The following is a 16,246-nucleotide window of genomic DNA, read 5'->3' as shown; positions in this document are numbered from 1 at the left end:
AAACCTGCAATGCTCATTATCGGCGCTATGATGAGAAAACTAGTCCATGTCGCTTTGGGTGTATTGAAATCCGGAAAACCATTCGATGCTAGCTTGCATTTGGCTTGACAGGAATAACAGTATCTACTACCTATACCTATGCTGGCTATATCCCCTGAGAAACTTGCACGAAAACATGCAGCCAGCATCTGTTGTTATTCACTGCTTTTTGATTATCGCTACTATAGTCCGTAGTATATTGTTGCAATCAAATTGCGTACGCCAAGGTGGCCTCTAATGCCAAACGTCAATATCACCTATAACGATGTCGCAGGGAAACTGGCAGCGTTACCGCTATTGGCTGCCACCATCAATGCGGCCATCAAGTATCTCGATCAGTTTGTCATCTTCAAGGGCACGATAGATATCCTGGTCAATGTAGATGCCACTCCTACCGGACGTTTTAGCGGCAGTTACACGCCGTCTTATGTTGGCAAAAAAAATGGCCTGGACCTGTACGAGGCTTCGCAAGTGACAGAGTCACGCACTGGTATCGATCCTTCTCCAGACAAGCCTGACCTGATCATCAATATTGACCCGACCTCGTCTTATGCCAGCGGTCTGTATTGGGATGCCAATATTGCCAATAGCATCAGCGGCAAAGTCGATGCCAGCAAGGTCGATGCTTTTTCTGGAATTTTGCATGAGCTTTTGCATGGCATGGGTTTTAGTGGTTACCGTGACGGCGCTGGTAAATTGCCAGGCAATTATGAGTCGGTCTGGGATTCATTCCTGACCGTGAATAGCAACAACACGGCCACCCTGGCTGGGCCTGCCGTCGTTGCCCTGTTGGGTGAACCGGTGGAGGTGCGGGTTGGCGGCACCCAGAGCATATATCACTTGGGCACTGGCCCCAATGTGGCGGACAGCAAGATGCCCTGGCTGGAGGCAAGCAATTTCAACGGCTATTACTATAACTACGGCGAACGTTACCTGTTGGGCAGGCTGGAGCTGGCCATGTTGCAGGACATGGGCTGGGCACTCAAGCCTACCACCATGACCAATGTCGTCAACATCTGGGACAATAAAATTGCCTCACTGTATTTGGTAGGATGGGATACCGATGAACAGATCATAGGCGATGCCAAGGATGACCGCATAGAAGGTCGCGGTGGCAATGATACGTTGATCGGTGGCCTCGGCGATGACAGCCTGTATGGCGGCACTGGCAATGATTTTCTGTATGGTGATGGCGGCAATGATGTGGCGGTATTTTCTGGCAATGCCAATGATTACACCGTCACTTACAATGTGCTCAATAACAGTTATACCGTCAAGGACAGTGTCAGCAACCGTGATGGTACCGATACTGTTTTCTTTGTAGAAAACCTGAGATTTGCCGACGGCACCAGGACCCCGGCCAGCCTGATCAATAACCCGGCTGCGGGTACTGGTAGCAGCAACACCATCAATGGCACTGCTGGCAATGACACGTTGATTGGCACGGCAAGCAATGACACCATCAACGCCCTGGCCGGTGACGACAGCCTGCGCGGCGCTGCAGGCAACGACACCCTGTACGGTGGTGATGGCAATGACACCGCTTTTTTCACTGGCAGCATAGCCGACTATACCGTCAGTTATGACACAGCCAATGCCAGCTATACCGTGACTGACAAAGTCAATGGTCGCGATGGCATAGACACCCTGTATTCGATAGAACTGCTGTCATTTTCTGACATCACCAATATCCGCCCCGGCTTGCTGATCGCCACACCCAGTCTCATTATCGATGGTGGCCCCTACAATGATTATTTGCTAGGCACTACCGGCAATAACACCATCAACGGGATGGCCGACAATGACACTCTGGTCGGCGGTGCCGGTGACGATAGTCTTTATGGTGGAGACGGTAACGATACCGCCAACTACACCGGCAATGCGGGTGACTACACCGTCACTTACAATGCGGCCAACGCCAGCTATACCATCCAGGACAAAACCAGCAACCGTGATGGCACTGACACTTTATATTCTATAGAACTCCTGAGCTTTGCCGATGGTAGCCGGACACCTACCAGCATGCTGACCAGCAGCGTCATCGGCATCACCATCAATGGCAGTACCGGCAATGAAGTCCTGACCGGGACGGCAGGGGGCGACTTCCTGTACGGCTTTGCTGGCAAGGACACGCTGACAGGCGGTGGCGGTAACGATTTGCTGGCAGGCGGCGATGGCCTGGACATGGCCAGCTATAGCGGCTCGCGTGCCAGCTACAGCATCAGCAAAAGCAAGGACGGCCAATCATGGGCCATCACCGATCTGGTTGGTAGCGACGGTACTGACCAGCTCATCGACATAGAGCGCCTGCAATTCAAGGACCAGGCACTGGCACTCGATATCAATGGCACGGCTGGCCAGGTGTACCGCTTGTACCAGGCTGCATTTGACCGCAAACCTGATCTGGTTGGCCTTGGTTACTGGATCAATGACATGGACAAGGGGTCCAGCCTGACCCAGGTGGCGGCCGGTTTTTTTCAGTCACCTGAATTCCAGAAGCTGTATGGCACCGCGCCCAGCAATGCCACCCTGGTCGGTAATTTCTACCAGAATGTCTTGCACCGTACGCCCGACCAGGTTGGCTATGATTACTGGCTCAACCAGCTCAATACCGGCAAAATCAGCGCTGCCGGTGTGCTGGCCAGTTTCTGCGACAGCCCAGAAAACCAGGCACTGGTCGCCAGCTCCATACAAAACGGTATTGACTACACGCTTTGGCTTGCTTAGTGCTTGTTCCGTCCGTGATGCCAGCATCAGCAGCCAGTTTCATTTTTATATCATCGCATGCTGGATGGTGAAGGTCTGCAGTGTTGGCTTGCTGACGTCTTTACTGATTTACCGCTGTGTATGCAAGCAACCTCAATCTATTTTAAAGGCGACAGCCGTTGCATATGGCATGGCAGATGGAGCAGTAATGACCAGGGCATCTGCTTGTTGTTTCCACTTTAGCGGCGCACCCTGATGGCCCAGCAGGCTGACTGACTTGACGGGTTTGCCCAGCAGGTTTTCTGCACTGCCCAATGAACGTATTTTAATCTCGGCCCCGGCCGCCGGTACCGCCATGCTGTATGCATACAACGAACCATCCTTGCCTTTTGTAAAGCGGAAGTCATGCGGCCCAAACGCAAATTCAGCCTGTTTCTTGCCCAGTGCATGGCCGGGCAGGGTGCGCAGCTTATCATTTTTGCCTTCACTCTCATTGTCACCCTCGCCCAGGCGCACCCAGGCCTGGCTACCATAAATGCCCTGGCCATTCAGGCGCAGCCAATTGCCTACTTCTTGCAGCATGCGGGTGCTGCCTTCATCGAGTGATCCATCTGGCAGGGGCGATACGCAAATGGCGACATTGCCATCACGCGCCACTTCTTCTAGCAGGTAACGTATGACCGCGCCAGAATCATAGGTAAAGCCGGGCTGGTAATACCAGTCGCCGACCGGGGTTTCTGCTATCCATGCCTGGTCGGTTTTGATGTCGCGTGGGATGGTACCTTCTTCTGTATTCACTGTGCCATTGGTGTTGGGCCTGAACTTGATGATGCTGAAAGTGTCGATCTTGCCGCGTGTTTTCAGGGCATGATTGTAAAAATCAGCGATGACAGTCTGGGTGGCATCGGCCTTGAAGCCGGTGCCGGTATGGTCGCCGCTAAAGGGTTGCGGGCCGGTGCCATCGGTGTAGATAAAATCGGGGTCGTAGCGATCCACCACATCCATCATGCGCAATGCCCAGCGCGTGGCATACCATTTGGCATAATCAAGATGACGGCTGAACAGGCCATCCGGTGGTGGGTTCCATGGAGAAGAGGCGGCCTTGCTGACGCCCTGGTATTCGCGCAGGTCGACGTTATACAAGAGCCTGGGGTCCAAGCCCTGCCACCATTTGCCGACACCATCTGCCAGACTTAGCTGTCCATCGTAAGGCACGCCAGCATATTCACCCTGGGTATCGCTGCCAAAGGCGGTTTGCCACCACCACCAAGAATATTCATGGTGAAACGCCACACCATACCGTATGCCTGCCGCTTTGGCAGCCCTGGCCCATTCACCGACCAGATCACGCTTTGGCCCCAGCCTGACAGAATTCCAGGGTTGATAGCGTGAATCCCATAAATCAAAATTATCGTGATGTACGCCTTGCACGATCAGGAAACGGGCACCGGCCTCTTTGTACAAGGCAGTCAGTTTGGCGGGGTCTAGCTGCACCGGGTTCCAGTCTCGCAAGACTTCCTTGTAGCCGCTCTGTGAAGGGTGACCATAGTCCTTGAGGTGGTTTTTATATGCCGGTGTGCCGGGCTTATACAGCCTGCGCGCATACCAGTCACCGCTCTTGCCTGCAGCCTGCGGGCCAAAATGTACCCAGATACCAAATTTGGCTTCACGCAACCATGCTGGTGTGCCGGGATAATTTTTTTCGATTGATTCCCAGGTAGGCTGGAAAGGGCCGGGCGTGATAGGTATGCCCAGCTTGACCTCGGTAGCAGTTTTGCTGTCACCCAGTGGCACGCTGTCTACCGGCAACGCCGGTGGGACGGCAGGTATGGGCGGCAATGTAGGCAACCCGGCATGCGCCTGCAAGACGTTGCTGATCAATACCAAGAGGGTGACCCTGGAGAATGTATTCATTCTGTATCCGGCTATCAGGAAAGGGGATATGCACGACCGCGCAGTGCATGTTAAAAGACATGCAGAAAAACAGTCAATCAATTTTCTGCGAATGATGATACGCAAATTGATATCGCATATGACGCTGGCTGTCGCTCAAGGCGGTGATTGTTTGTTGTTGGGAGTATGTAGTACCGAAAAAAGGCCCTTGCAGGTATGACAAGCGGAGCGTAATCGTACGTTCGTCAATTTACATGCGAGCGCATGAATGCTGCGCTGATAAGCCCAACTAAGGCAGCAAATAAATTAAACGACTGCACCAAACCATTGTTCCATAACCCTCAATGCATGCACATTCGATGGAATGAAAGCATGGCTTGCCGGAACAGGTGTCGCCTGCGCCTGTGACGATGGAATGGCTTCATCAGCTGCGACCATGCCATCGTGAGGCAAGCTAAATCCAAAGAAGAAACAGAAAGCGCCAAGCCACGGCCATGTGCCATAGACGTGCGCGCAGGGAATGTCGAGCATGGGGACTTTGCTCATGAGCCCATCATCAGCGGCAAACTGGCCGCATTCGCCAGTCAGTACCTGGTAGATTTTCCAGTGACGTAATCTGCGGGCGAGCCGCATTGCACGCAATGGCGACGCCAGCAGAACCACGCGCTTGGGTCGTAAGTGGGGTTCCAGTTGCTCATGAAGACTCCTGAGAAGTACGCCCCCAAATGAGTAGCCGACAGCGTGGTAGTCACCTTGACTGCCGACCGCAGATAAAAATTCGCCCAGATTCTTTTTGATTTCATCAAAAGACTGGGTTGATACACGGTAGTCAAAACATGCAACAGAATATCCGCGCTGTTCAAAGTAGCGCACAAACTTGCCGCGCATATAGCGTTTGCCGCCGACTCCATCGATAAAAACAATCTGGCGGGTACTGCTGCTCATGCAAACACTCCATTAAGATTCTAAACAGGGCTCTTCAGCTTTGCCTCTTCATTTATTTTGCAGCGTATCGCTGCAAAATAAAATTCCCGGAAGAGTGACATAAAGTTTCTGCAAATAATTGTCGCATTGTAGCTTGGGTCAGGCTTTATCTGTACTTACTTGTTTGGTTTTGGCGCGCAGGTAGGAGCAGCTTTAGCCGCAAATTTCTGAAGCATGGAATCTGCACAATATTGGATATTGATGCTTGCGACTATTCGAGGTTGAAGCCGCACTTGCGGCGGAAGTGACGGTGCGAAGTTTCTCCATGCGTGTTTGCGTTTGCCAGCTCAGTAATTCGCAGTCTGCATGGATGCACAAAAAATATTCCAAGCTCTGTCATGACACATTTTTTAACAAATGCTATCATAGTCAACTTGATCGCATGAAGAAGTGTGTAAAACTAAATGAAGAAACTTTCCTGTTCCCGGTTGATGGCTGGCCTGCTGGCGTTTTCTCTTGGTAGCGCGGTGCTGGCAGCGGGTGTTGATCTGGACCCTGACCAGGCCAGGGCGCGTGAGATGAGTGATCAACTGATGCAGCAACAGAGCTTGAAAAACCATGAGAAAGCAAGTGCCATTGCTGATCACCGTGTCTGGTTTGCCGGGTTTGGTTTGCATTCGGGTTCCAAGGCTTTTCTGGGGGACGTGCAACTGGCTAAACAAAGGCTGGCAGAAATCAATCCTGAGCTGATCAGCTATAGCTTTGACAATGAGCCACGTCAAAACAAACTTGATGCTCCTTTTGCCCACCTGGGCAGCATAGACCAGACTGCCAGGGACATTGCCAGCCAGGCCAAGGAAGGGGATGTCGTCACCATTTTGTTGAGCAGCCATGGCTTTAGCGATTTCGTCTCGGTAGAAATAGGCAAGAAGCCCTATGCTCCTATCTTCACACGTTACCTGAAAACAGCCCTGGCGCCTTTGGAAAAATTTCCTACCGTGCTGATCATTTCTTCCTGTTATTCAGGCTCCTTGATATCCCAGTTGAAGGCGCCTAATCGCATCATCGTGACTGCTTCTGCAGAAGACAAAGTGTCCTACGGTTGCCAGGCGCTGGAGCATAATACTTTTTTTGTTGATGCCTTGTTCGGCAACAAACTCGACGCCGGGCAAAACCTGATGCAGGTGTTTGAACATACCAAGGAAGTCGTCGCCGAGCGCGAGAAAAAAGCGAAGTTTGATCCTTCGCTGCCACAAATGTATGTGGGTGAAAAAATGCAGGCTTATACGAAAGATCCTTTGAAGAACTGGTTGCAACCGCATTGAGATTAATTTGAGACTGAGGCTTGTGCGGGCATCATCTGTTCGCCAGTAACTACATCGCTTCCACAAATAAACAGGGCCATCATTTGATGGCCCTGAGTTTTTTATAGTGCCACAGGTCTAGCGCAATACCGTCAATAGCGGCACGGCTTTTACCAGGGGCAGTTTGGCCCCTTGCCAGGCGGCGATGCCGCCGCGATACCAGTACAGATTGGAATACCCCATGTCCTTCAAACGCAGCAGGGTATTGATACTGACCCAGCATTCTTCAGAAATACAAAACACCGCAATTGCTGCATCCTTGTCAGGAAAATTTCTCGTCATGACGGTATGCAAGTCATCCTCAATATTTTTATTAAATTTAACTTGCGAATCATCAACGAAATTAGCTGCACCATCAAGTGAAACCGCAAACGGCAAAGTCATGCCAGAATTATCTATGCCCAGCGCATCTATCAAGGCGATCTGTTTTTTACCCAGTTTTTCTACCAGCTCTGGCGTGCTGATATTCTTGATGCCTTCTATGCTGGTGGGCGTCGCATAGTGGTAGCCTTCACTGGCCGGGCGCATATGTTTGACGGGCGGCAGCAACCAGTCACCATTCTCAAAGTTTTGATAACCGTCCTGGATCTTCAGGTTGTGTATTGCCAGTTCCGATTGCGAGATGAACTGCGCATACCTGTCCTGGAAGGCATCATTGTCTACGTCATACAGTTTGCAATTACCCTTGCTATGTCGCAGACAGTTAGACAGCGCAGTACGCACCGCCTGCACATCGCTGCTCTGGCCATAAGCTGAGCCCCAGCCACCGTCAGCGGCGACGGCAAAGGCTTTCTTGGTTTTATGTTCCTTGTATTTTTCAAATCCGGTTTGGGCGCTCTTGCCTAATTCGATCTGGCCTGACCAGAGGTCCTGGGCATGGACAGCGCCGAGCGCGCAAAAATAAAACGTCAGGACAGCTGAAATTTTCATGGTTGAGAATAATTAAGTATGGTCACGTTGTTTGATGTCGCTGCATTTTTTGCCTGTGCAGGAGAATTCAAATCCAGTTGCCATTTTACATTATTTAACTTTCGTGTGAATCAAAGCCCGCGCCGGACGCAATACCTTTAGCATCTGCGCTGCAAGTGCCAGATTGTCAATCGATAGGCACACCATGCAAGTAACGCGCTGTCCGCTTGCACCATTCTCAAGCAGGCTTACATTTTGGGCTTGAGCCTTGCAGGCGACATATGGGAGAATACCTTAATATATTAACGTCTGATTGGATGAGCATGAACCCATCTGAGCAGATGTTCACCTACCGCATAATTTACTCCCTGACGCCACCATGCACCCACACTTGCGCAAGACCCTGCTATCTGGCTTTATCTCCAGCTTGATTGCTTCATCCCTGTTCGCCACCAGCCAAGCTGCACCCCTGGGCAACATGCGCAACTTGTCCTTCAGTGCGCAACGCCAGATAGAGTTCACGACGGATGACGGCAGCATAGTCCGCATCAGCCTGCTCAAGCCTGATCTGTTCCGCGTCTGGGCGGGTAGCAAAGGGCAATTGCTGGATGCCGGTGACAAGGCTGCACCTATCGTGCTCAAAAAAGACGACGCAGACTTCCCGGTCAGCATCACTGCGCCGGACGGCTATCAACTGGTGCAGACATCTGCGATGGCCTTGCGCATCTACCGCTCGCCCGTGCGCCTGGCGCTCTACAAGGCCGACAATAAAACCCTGCTGTGGGAAGAAAAGCAGCCGCTGGAACTTGGTGACAAGGCCAGCTTCCAGACACTCTCCAGCACGCCCGATGAAGCCTTCTTTGGTGGCGGCCAGCAAAACGGCAGTTATGCCTTCAAGGGCAAGCAGCTTGAAGTATCTTACTCCGGCGGCTGGGAAGAGGGCGACAGACCCAGCCCCGCACCCTTCTACATGAGCAGCAAAGGCTATGGTGTCTTGCGCAATACCTGGAGCAATGGCAGCTATGATTTTCGCTCGAATGATTACCTCAGCACCAGCCATCAGGAAAAACGTTTCGACGCCTATTACTTCGTCGGCGACAGCATCAGGGACGTGCTGGCCAGTTACACCGAACTCACAGGCCGCGCCAGACTCTTGCCACGCTGGGCTTATGAATATGGCGATGCTGATTGCTACAACGATGGCGACAACAGCAAAAAGCCCGGCACCGTGCCTATGGGTTGGAGCGATGGCCCTACAGGCAAGACACCAGATGTGGTGGCAAGCGTCGCCGCCAAATACCGCGAACACGATATGCCCGGCGGCTGGATACTGCCTAACGACGGCTATGGCTGCGGTTACACCAATTTGCCTGAAGTCGTCGCGGGGCTGAAAAAACATGGCTTCCGCACTGGCCTGTGGACAGAAAACGGCGTCGATAAAATCGCATGGGAAGTTGGCACCGCAGGCACGCGTGCGCAAAAGCTCGACGTTGCCTGGACAGGCAAAGGCTACCAGTTCTCACTCGATGCCAACATGGCCGCAGCCCAAGGCATACTAGCTAATTCCGATGCGCGCCCCTTTGTCTGGACCGTCATGGGCTGGGCAGGCACCCAACGCTATGCGGTCACCTGGACAGGCGACCAGTCCGGCAGTTGGGACTACATACGCTGGCACATCCCAACGCTGATAGGCTCAGGCCTGTCCGGCCAGGCCTATGCCACTGGTGATGTCGATGGCATCTTTGGCGGCAGCCCCGAAACCTTTACGCGTGACCTGCAATGGAAGACTTTTACGCCAGTTCTCATGGGCATGTCAGGCTGGTCAAAATCAGAACGCAAGCACCCCTGGTGGTTTGACGAGCCCTACCGCAGCATCAACCGCGATTACCTCAAACTCAAGATGCGCCTCATGCCCTATATGTACACCTATGCGCACGAGGCAGAGCAAAGCGGCGCACCCATCGTGCGCGGCCTGATGTGGGATTATCCGCAAGATAGCAATGCCAATAACGAGAACTACAAATACCAGTTCATGCTGGGCAAAGACTTCCTGGTCGCACCGGTGTACCGCAGCCAGGCCGCCAGCAAGGGCTGGCGCAAAGGCATCTACCTGCCACAAGGCCAGTGGATAGATTATTGGGATGGCCGCGTCGTGACGGCAGATGCCAAGGGCAAAGTCATAGACCAGCAAGTCACGCTGGACAAACTGCCCGTCATGGTACGCGCTGGCGCGATTTTGCCGATGTACCCGGTTGCCCTGTACGACGGCCAGGTACCCAAGGACGTGCTGACGCTGGACATCTACCCTCACGGCAAATCCAGCTTCACCATGTACGAAGACGATGGTGAAAGCCGCCAGTACCAGAGCGGCAAATCCAGCCTGCAAACCTTCAGCGTTGATGCGCCAGAAAATCGCGCAGGCGACATCAGCATCAGCGTAGCCGCAGTCAATGGCAGCTATGAAGGCATGGAACAACAACGCGCCCTGCAACTTCAAATCCACACCCGCGTGCAGCCAGATGCGGTGCACTTTGGCGAACAAAGCCTGCAGGCATACAGCAACCGCGCAGACTACGACAAAGCCAGCAGCGGCTGGTTTTATGACGCGGCAGAAAAATACGGCACCGTCCACATCAAGACCACCAAACTGCCCGTCAACCAGGCTTACCAGTTCCGCCTGGCCGTTGCCGCCAACAAGCAACTCGCGACAACAGCAGACTACCCACCAGCACCTGACCTGGGCAACAGCATCGCCCCAGACAGCCTCATCGTGCTAAGCCGCCCGGCAGAAGAACCCGGCCACCCGCTGGAAAACGCCTTCGACGGCAAGCCCGGCACCTGGTTCCGCACCGTGCGTGATCAGTCGCAAAAAACCGGTGCGCATGAATTTAGCCTGGCCCTGGGTGAGCGCCGCATGATCAACGGTTTTGAAATCGCCCCGCGCAATGACAAAAACTGGCAATACGGCCAGGTCAAAGACTTTGAAATCTACCTGGCCGACACCAACGGCGAATGGGGCAAACCCATCTACACCGGCCAGCTCAAAAAACAGGAAGGCAAACAAAAAGTAGAATTCGCCGCCAAAGCAGGCCGCCTGTTCCGCTTCCGCATCCTCAGCACCCACGACCAGAACGACGACGGCGACGCACAAGACCCCATGGTCCTGACCAGCACAGGCGAAGCCAAACAGGCCAATGCCTACAATGCCTTCAACACGGTAGTCGTTAGCCCGATCACGATTTCAGAGTTCAGCATCCTGGAAAAAACAGCGCCGGACAAAGCCAAGCTGCAAACTTATTTGTCTGATGCTGTTGCAAGTCCCGTTGCTGGCAACAAAAGCAGCTACGCCAAAGATCAGGCTTATAGCAACGCAAGTGCCAAGCCAGTGAAAGCTGAAGTCAGCAAACAACCCGGCAAGCAAAGCAGTACGCAAAGTAGAATGCAAAGTAGTATGAAAATGAATGGCCTGCGCTTCCACAAAGGTCTGGGTGTTGCTGGCAACAGCGAGATCGACTATCAGCTAAAAGGCGACTGGCAAACCTTCCGCGCCGACGTCGGCATAGACGACAGCTGCCGCAACAACGGCGGCCTGCAATTCCAGGTATGGGGCGACGATAAATTATTGTTCGACAGCGGCCTCATCACCGCACCAGCAGTCGTCAAACCAGAACTGGACATACGCGGTATCAGCAAACTTAAATTGAAGACTGCAGGTGTCAAAGCGACGGGCAAGGCAGAGGTTTGTGCTAACTGGGCGAATGCGTCGGTGATTGGGTTTGTGGGGGATGGGGTGGGGAGGTGAACTGTTTTTTTTGATTACTTACCGCAGCTTTGATTGGAGGACAGTAGGCATCGTAAAAGATACTTTCCTGTTCTTACTCATTGAAGAGGATGGTAAAGGCAAGAACAAGCAGAAGTGAGTAGCCTAATTCATCTGCATTCTATAAAATTATTTATTAAAAATAATTAGTTTGAGTCAAATCGACTGACCATTACAGCATATTTTTATTAGGGCATCGCATGGCAATTCCTAAAGTGTTTGTTAGCTCCACGTGTTTTGATTTAAGCGAAGTTAGGGAGCAATTAAAAAAATTCATTGATGGATATGGATTCGATGCCGTTCTCAGTGAACATGGCGATGTGTTCTATCATCCAGATCTGCATACACATGAAGCATGTGTCCATGAAGTTTCAAATTGCCAGCTATTTATACTAATCATTGGTGGTCGTTTTGGCGGTACTTATATAGCTGACAAAGATAAGTCAATTACAAACGCTGAATATATTGCTGCACGTGAAAACAATATCCCCGTTTTTGTATATATTAAGGAATCTGTGTTTTCTAGCCATCTTGTTTATGGTCAAAACAAAAAAAATCCTTTCGTTGCTCAAATTGACTATCCTGGCATTGAAAAACAAGAGCACGCTATTGATATTTTTAGATTTGTAGATGATGTGCGAAAATCTAGTCGCAATAATGCACTTGAAACTTTTAGCATTTTTGCGGACATAGAATCGCATTTACGGAAACAATGGGCAGGAATGATTTATGACATGTTGAAATCAAGGGAAATTAAGGCCCAAATGGTGGCTACCAACAATTTAATAGCAGAAATTAACTCCTCTAGTCAAAAACTAGAGGAATTGGTCAAAAGTTTATATCGTTCTTCTGACAAAGAAAATGCTGAAAAAGAAATCCACAATATCGAAGTTAGTAACTTAGTTGAGAGATTTTTTGTAGAAACCGTAGCTCCTGAATGGATTTCAAAAAGTGATAAGGATGAGAGAGCCAGCTATCTGAATGTAAAAAAAATTTCTGCGGTTAGTCCAGACGGATTAAATTGGCATGAATACTTGGTTGCAACTGGAATGTTTGAAAATAGCTCGTATTACGACTATGAAGAAAAAACGAATGAAGAGGTTATAAAAACGAGCGATGATTTTTTTCGAAGCGCAAATCACTTTGCATTTCATATAAATAAAAATACAGATATATCACGCCAAATTGCAAATTTGTACGAAACAGGAATTTGCAGGTCAAGCGCAGAACAACGACTCAAAGCTTTAAGTGCAGTTATTCTTTGATTCAAAATCCTGTATTTAAAACGATTGCAAAACTGACCGGAGTGAACTTTCTCGCAGTCCGGAAGTTGTTGCAAAACGGAGTCAGGCCTTGTGGTTTTCAAGGGATCGCGTCGCAGGTTTCGTCAGTCAGAGACGCGCTAAATCAGCGTGCATGACTTATTAAATCAAACCATCGTTCCTATGGTAATAAAACGGTGGTGTATCTGATGAATTTGTCTGGCGCGACTGCTTTACATCTGCTTTAATTCATCAGCATTGCGTACACTGCTTCACTGCGAAACTCTATTTAGTGGATATTTTGTCCCACACGAATCGATATAGGGAAGGAAGAACGCTTTTGGAAGATTTACGTCATAAATTGGTGAAAGCTGGCTTGGAATGGGAGCAAGCTTTTGGAAACGCGCCGCAGATAACCACTGTATTGTCTGAATTTGATGCCGCTCAATTAATTGGATGCACAATCCATGAGTATTCAGAAATAATGCAAGGCGTGAGTGCTGTTCAAAAAGGCTTTGATTTCAAATACAAAGGCAGTCGCTATCAAGTCAAAGGAAACAGGCCTAGTGGTAAGCCAGGTAGTTTTGTGACCTGGGTTCCCAAAGCTACAAACTATGAATGGGATTTTTTAATTTGGATATTATATAACCGCGAGTATGACATTCAGGAAGCATGGCTATGGGAGGTTTCTACCTATGTCTCGGCTTTTGAGTCCGTTAAACGGCTGTCACCAATTCATCATAGGCAGGGAATGAAATTGCGATGAAAAAAATGAAGAAAATTGTGTTCGGTGTGCTGCTTTTTATGACCTATCTTGTTCAGGCTGAAGTGCCGATTCAGAAAACAATGAAGTCAGAACAATTAACTTTAAAATGTGACGTGGAAAATGGCCCACCTAATCATCACAGATTGTCTATTTCTCTGATCTTAGATGAGCAAAAGTCTGAGGCAGTTATAAATGGACGCGTTTTCAAAAACGTGAAATTCGATCAATACAGAATCATTGGGAACGCAAAGCGAGATTTTACTGGTGTCCGAGATCTCTTCATAGAAACAACGTTCGAATTAGACCGAATTACCGGGAAGTACTTTGAAAATAGCTTTCCCGTCACAGAAAATGAATTACCTTTAAATGATGAGCAAGCTTCCAAAATTGTTGAAAGAGGAATATTGCCGATTTTTTATGGCACCTGCGCCAAATCAAATCGATTATTTTAAATATTCATTCAGTTAGATCGCGCAGGTACAAGCTCTGCGTAATCGTACGCATGTCAAATTACTGCAAATATTTGAAACAAAAGATAGTGTTTGCGATATTCAATTGAATTTGCTAGTCATAACCTAGCCACGCTTGCTAAGCTTCATTTAGCGAAAGCAATCAAGAATGATGCAAAGCCTTCAAAACCAACTCTGGCGCAGCAGCAAATACCCTGAGCAGCGAATCCGCCGCACCAGTTGGCTCACGTCTGTGTTGTTCCCAGTTTTGCAGGGTCTTGATGCTGACGTTCATGACAGTGGCAAAATCGCTTTGTGACAAACCCGTTTTCTCGCGCACTTCTTTGGCATCGATTTTTATATGTTGAATTAATGGCGCACTGGCCGCTTTGCTTCTTGGTTTTGCCTGGCTTTTACTCGGTTTGTCAGATTTATTGAGTGTCGTAACACGCGCAGGTTTTGCCTGGCCTTTGGCGATCTTGCTTGCTTCTGTCAGACTGGCAACCAGGTTTGCGAATAATTCTTTGTCCATTTTTGACTCCTTGCATTTGCGGCTTACAATGATTTTGCCAAATCTTTGAGTATGGCTTTTTCTGCGGCGGATAAATTGTCTTTGACTGATTTGGGGTAGATCACCAGCATGTAGATTTGATCATCTGCTGATTTAAAATAATAAATTGCCCGTGCTCCGCCGCTTTTACCTTTGCTGCCATAACTGACACGTATCTTCCGGATTCCACCGCCGCCACTGATCAGGCTGCCGGATTCAGGGTTTTCTAGCAGTTCGTTTTGTAATTGTCTGTATTCTTCATCGGTCAACAAGCCTTTCAATTGGCTGGTGAAAATCGTAGTTTCTACAAAAACCATCGATACCCTTTCAAAACACTGCGGCCTAATTTTTCCTATATATTATACGCCATTGGCGTAGATATCAAGATGTCTGAAAAGCCTGCGTAGATACCATCAGTGCGGCGCAATCATATGCGGGTCAGTTAACTCCGGACGCTTTGGTAAAAAATCTTCGTTCAAGAATGTAAGCCGCGTTCTTTTGGGGAGTAAAGCAGCGTGATTTTGGAGTCGGGTGCGAGGGGGGCTGTAACTATTTCCCGGCATAGCATGCATACGATTACGTTGCACTAATCGGACCTACCGCGCTACATCTGTTTTAATTCATTAGCTTTGCGTATGCTGCTTTACAGGAAGACTCTATTTAGTGGATATTTTGTAACACGCAAATTGATATAAGGAAGGGAAACCGCTTGTGGAAGATTTACGTCATAAACTGGTGAAAACTGCCTTGGAATGGGAACTAGCTTTTGGAAACGCACCTCAGATAACCACCGTGTTGTCTGAATTTGATGCTGCTCAATTAATTGGATGCACGATTGATGAGTATTCAGAAATAATGCAAGGGGTGAGTGCTGTTCAAAAAGGTTTTGATTTCAAATACAAAGGCAGTCGCTATCAAGTCAAAGGAAATAGGCCTAGTGGTAAACCCGGTAGTTTTGTGACCTGGGTTCCCAAAGCTACAAACTATGAATGGGATTTTCTAATTTGGATATTATATAACCGTGAGTATGATATTCAGGAAGCATGGCTATGGGAGGTTTCCACCTACGTCTCAGCTTTTGAATCCGTCAAACGTCTGTCACCAATTCATCATAGACAGGGGACGAAATTGCGTTAAAGAACATGGCGCATCCACAAGGAAATAAATGTAGCACTATAAAATGCGTGTAAGCTTATTAGAAATTACTATATACATCCACGATCAAGCACTAAACCCAAAGCTGCGCTAACTTTGATGGTTGATACTAGGCAAAGAGAAAGATGATTACAGAAAAAATTTCCACTCTCAGCAGCAGCCATCGCAGTTTATGCCTGTTAATCCTTATTTCCGTCCTGTTGCCGATGTGGGCAGCCTGCAGTTATACAGCGGAAGAAGAAACCATCAACGTGACGCCTTGGCTCAGACAGCGCAAACAAGCTAAGGAATCTCTGATTAAGTATCCGAGTATTGATTTAGAAACGTTAATATAAGCCTATTCTCATTGAATCCCGAATGCCATGAAACAGACAACTTTTGCCGAAGGTGGCTTTGAACGCTACGCCAA

At 49.3% G+C, this 16,246-nt stretch carries 13 protein-coding genes and 1 pseudogene; 9 read left to right on the top strand and 5 right to left on the bottom strand.

Annotation, left to right across the window (positions count from 1 at the left end):
* Together ACO0LD_RS31355 and ACO0LD_RS31350 are read left to right on the top strand one after the other, a co-directional pair.
* Positions 1-108, top strand: a pseudogene (locus tag ACO0LD_RS31355) (IS110 family transposase); the annotation flags it as partial.
* Between the two features lie 168 nt (positions 109-276).
* Positions 277-2,766: a DUF4214 domain-containing protein gene (locus ACO0LD_RS31350; RefSeq protein ID WP_423013414.1), complete on the top strand. Its 2,490-nt coding sequence runs from the start codon at positions 277-279 to the stop codon at positions 2,764-2,766.
* A gap of 132 nt (positions 2,767-2,898) precedes the next feature.
* Here the strand turns inward: ACO0LD_RS31350 and ACO0LD_RS31345 are convergent, their stop codons facing one another.
* Positions 2,899-4,659: an alpha-L-fucosidase gene (locus tag ACO0LD_RS31345; RefSeq protein WP_423013412.1), complete on the bottom strand. Its 1,761-nt coding sequence runs from the start codon at positions 4,657-4,659 to the stop codon at positions 2,899-2,901.
* Between the two features lie 285 nt (positions 4,660-4,944).
* Positions 4,945-5,583: a hypothetical protein gene (locus tag ACO0LD_RS31340; RefSeq protein WP_423013410.1), complete on the bottom strand. Its 639-nt coding sequence runs from the start codon at positions 5,581-5,583 to the stop codon at positions 4,945-4,947.
* A gap of 443 nt (positions 5,584-6,026) precedes the next feature.
* Between ACO0LD_RS31340 and ACO0LD_RS31335 the strand changes: the two genes are divergently transcribed.
* Positions 6,027-6,887 carry a C13 family peptidase gene (locus tag ACO0LD_RS31335; protein WP_423013408.1) on the top strand — a complete coding sequence of 287 codons (861 nt, stop codon included), beginning with the start codon at positions 6,027-6,029 and terminating at the stop codon, positions 6,885-6,887.
* Between the two features lie 117 nt (positions 6,888-7,004).
* Here ACO0LD_RS31335 and ACO0LD_RS31330 read toward each other — a convergent pair whose 3' ends face one another.
* Complete coding sequence (locus tag ACO0LD_RS31330; RefSeq protein WP_423013406.1) at positions 7,005-7,856, bottom strand: rhodanese-like domain-containing protein; 852 nt, start codon at positions 7,854-7,856, stop codon at positions 7,005-7,007.
* A 358-nt stretch (positions 7,857-8,214) separates the two neighbouring features.
* Here ACO0LD_RS31330 and ACO0LD_RS31325 point away from each other — a divergent pair, with 358 nt between their 5' ends.
* From ACO0LD_RS31325 to ACO0LD_RS31310, 4 genes are all read left to right on the top strand, one after another.
* Positions 8,215-11,637 carry an NPCBM/NEW2 domain-containing protein gene (locus ACO0LD_RS31325; RefSeq protein ID WP_423013404.1) on the top strand — a complete coding sequence of 1,141 codons (3,423 nt, stop codon included), beginning with the start codon at positions 8,215-8,217 and terminating at the stop codon, positions 11,635-11,637.
* Between the two features lie 218 nt (positions 11,638-11,855).
* Positions 11,856-12,920 (top strand): DUF4062 domain-containing protein, encoded by a 1,065-nt coding sequence (locus ACO0LD_RS31320; RefSeq protein WP_423013402.1) that lies wholly within the window; start codon positions 11,856-11,858, stop codon positions 12,918-12,920.
* 337 nt (positions 12,921-13,257) lie between these two features.
* Positions 13,258-13,683 (top strand): hypothetical protein, encoded by a 426-nt coding sequence (locus tag ACO0LD_RS31315; protein WP_423013400.1) that lies wholly within the window; start codon positions 13,258-13,260, stop codon positions 13,681-13,683.
* Positions 13,680-14,135, top strand: coding sequence for a hypothetical protein (locus ACO0LD_RS31310; protein WP_423013398.1), 456 nt, complete (start codon positions 13,680-13,682; stop codon positions 14,133-14,135). Before ACO0LD_RS31315 ends, ACO0LD_RS31310 begins: the two co-directional genes overlap by 4 nt.
* A gap of 160 nt (positions 14,136-14,295) precedes the next feature.
* Here ACO0LD_RS31310 and ACO0LD_RS31305 read toward each other — a convergent pair whose 3' ends face one another.
* Together ACO0LD_RS31305 and ACO0LD_RS31300 are read right to left on the bottom strand one after the other, a co-directional pair.
* Positions 14,296-14,664 carry a helix-turn-helix domain-containing protein gene (locus tag ACO0LD_RS31305; protein WP_423013396.1) on the bottom strand — a complete coding sequence of 123 codons (369 nt, stop codon included), beginning with the start codon at positions 14,662-14,664 and terminating at the stop codon, positions 14,296-14,298.
* Positions 14,665-14,687: 23 nt separating this feature from the next.
* Positions 14,688-14,999, bottom strand: coding sequence for a type II toxin-antitoxin system RelE/ParE family toxin (locus ACO0LD_RS31300; RefSeq protein WP_423013394.1), 312 nt, complete (start codon positions 14,997-14,999; stop codon positions 14,688-14,690).
* A 394-nt stretch (positions 15,000-15,393) separates the two neighbouring features.
* Between ACO0LD_RS31300 and ACO0LD_RS31295 the strand changes: the two genes are divergently transcribed.
* Positions 15,394-15,819 carry a hypothetical protein gene (locus ACO0LD_RS31295; protein WP_423013392.1) on the top strand — a complete coding sequence of 142 codons (426 nt, stop codon included), beginning with the start codon at positions 15,394-15,396 and terminating at the stop codon, positions 15,817-15,819.
* A gap of 143 nt (positions 15,820-15,962) precedes the next feature.
* Positions 15,963-16,172: a hypothetical protein gene (locus ACO0LD_RS31290; RefSeq protein WP_423013390.1), complete on the top strand. Its 210-nt coding sequence runs from the start codon at positions 15,963-15,965 to the stop codon at positions 16,170-16,172.
* Positions 16,173-16,246 lie beyond the last annotated feature (74 nt).

This window comes from Undibacterium sp. Ji83W, assembly GCF_049340385.1.
In the GTDB taxonomy this organism is placed as follows: Bacteria; Pseudomonadota; Gammaproteobacteria; order Burkholderiales; family Burkholderiaceae_D; genus Undibacterium.
The sequence above is the reverse complement of the archived record's forward strand: the minus strand, read 5'-3'. Positions and strand labels throughout refer to the sequence as shown.

What these genes read in the sequence shown, in the direction of transcription:
- ACO0LD_RS31350 (WP_423013414.1), top strand. Translation starts at nt 277, where the DNA reads ATGCCAAACGTCAATATCACCTATAACGATGTCGCAGGGAAACTGGCA.
- ACO0LD_RS31320 (WP_423013402.1), top strand. Translation starts at nt 11,856, where the DNA reads ATGGCAATTCCTAAAGTGTTTGTTAGCTCCACGTGTTTTGATTTAAGC.
- ACO0LD_RS31345 (WP_423013412.1), bottom strand. Translation starts at nt 4,659, where the DNA reads ATGAATACATTCTCCAGGGTCACCCTCTTGGTATTGATCAGCAACGTC.
- ACO0LD_RS31340 (WP_423013410.1), bottom strand. Translation starts at nt 5,583, where the DNA reads ATGAGCAGCAGTACCCGCCAGATTGTTTTTATCGATGGAGTCGGCGGC.
- ACO0LD_RS31305 (WP_423013396.1), bottom strand. Translation starts at nt 14,664, where the DNA reads ATGGACAAAGAATTATTCGCAAACCTGGTTGCCAGTCTGACAGAAGCA.
- ACO0LD_RS31310 (WP_423013398.1), top strand. Translation starts at nt 13,680, where the DNA reads ATGAAAAAAATGAAGAAAATTGTGTTCGGTGTGCTGCTTTTTATGACC.
- ACO0LD_RS31330 (WP_423013406.1), bottom strand. Translation starts at nt 7,856, where the DNA reads ATGAAAATTTCAGCTGTCCTGACGTTTTATTTTTGCGCGCTCGGCGCT.
- ACO0LD_RS31300 (WP_423013394.1), bottom strand. Translation starts at nt 14,999, where the DNA reads ATGGTTTTTGTAGAAACTACGATTTTCACCAGCCAATTGAAAGGCTTG.
- ACO0LD_RS31335 (WP_423013408.1), top strand. Translation starts at nt 6,027, where the DNA reads ATGAAGAAACTTTCCTGTTCCCGGTTGATGGCTGGCCTGCTGGCGTTT.
- ACO0LD_RS31290 (WP_423013390.1), top strand. Translation starts at nt 15,963, where the DNA reads ATGATTACAGAAAAAATTTCCACTCTCAGCAGCAGCCATCGCAGTTTA.
- ACO0LD_RS31325 (WP_423013404.1), top strand. Translation starts at nt 8,215, where the DNA reads ATGCACCCACACTTGCGCAAGACCCTGCTATCTGGCTTTATCTCCAGC.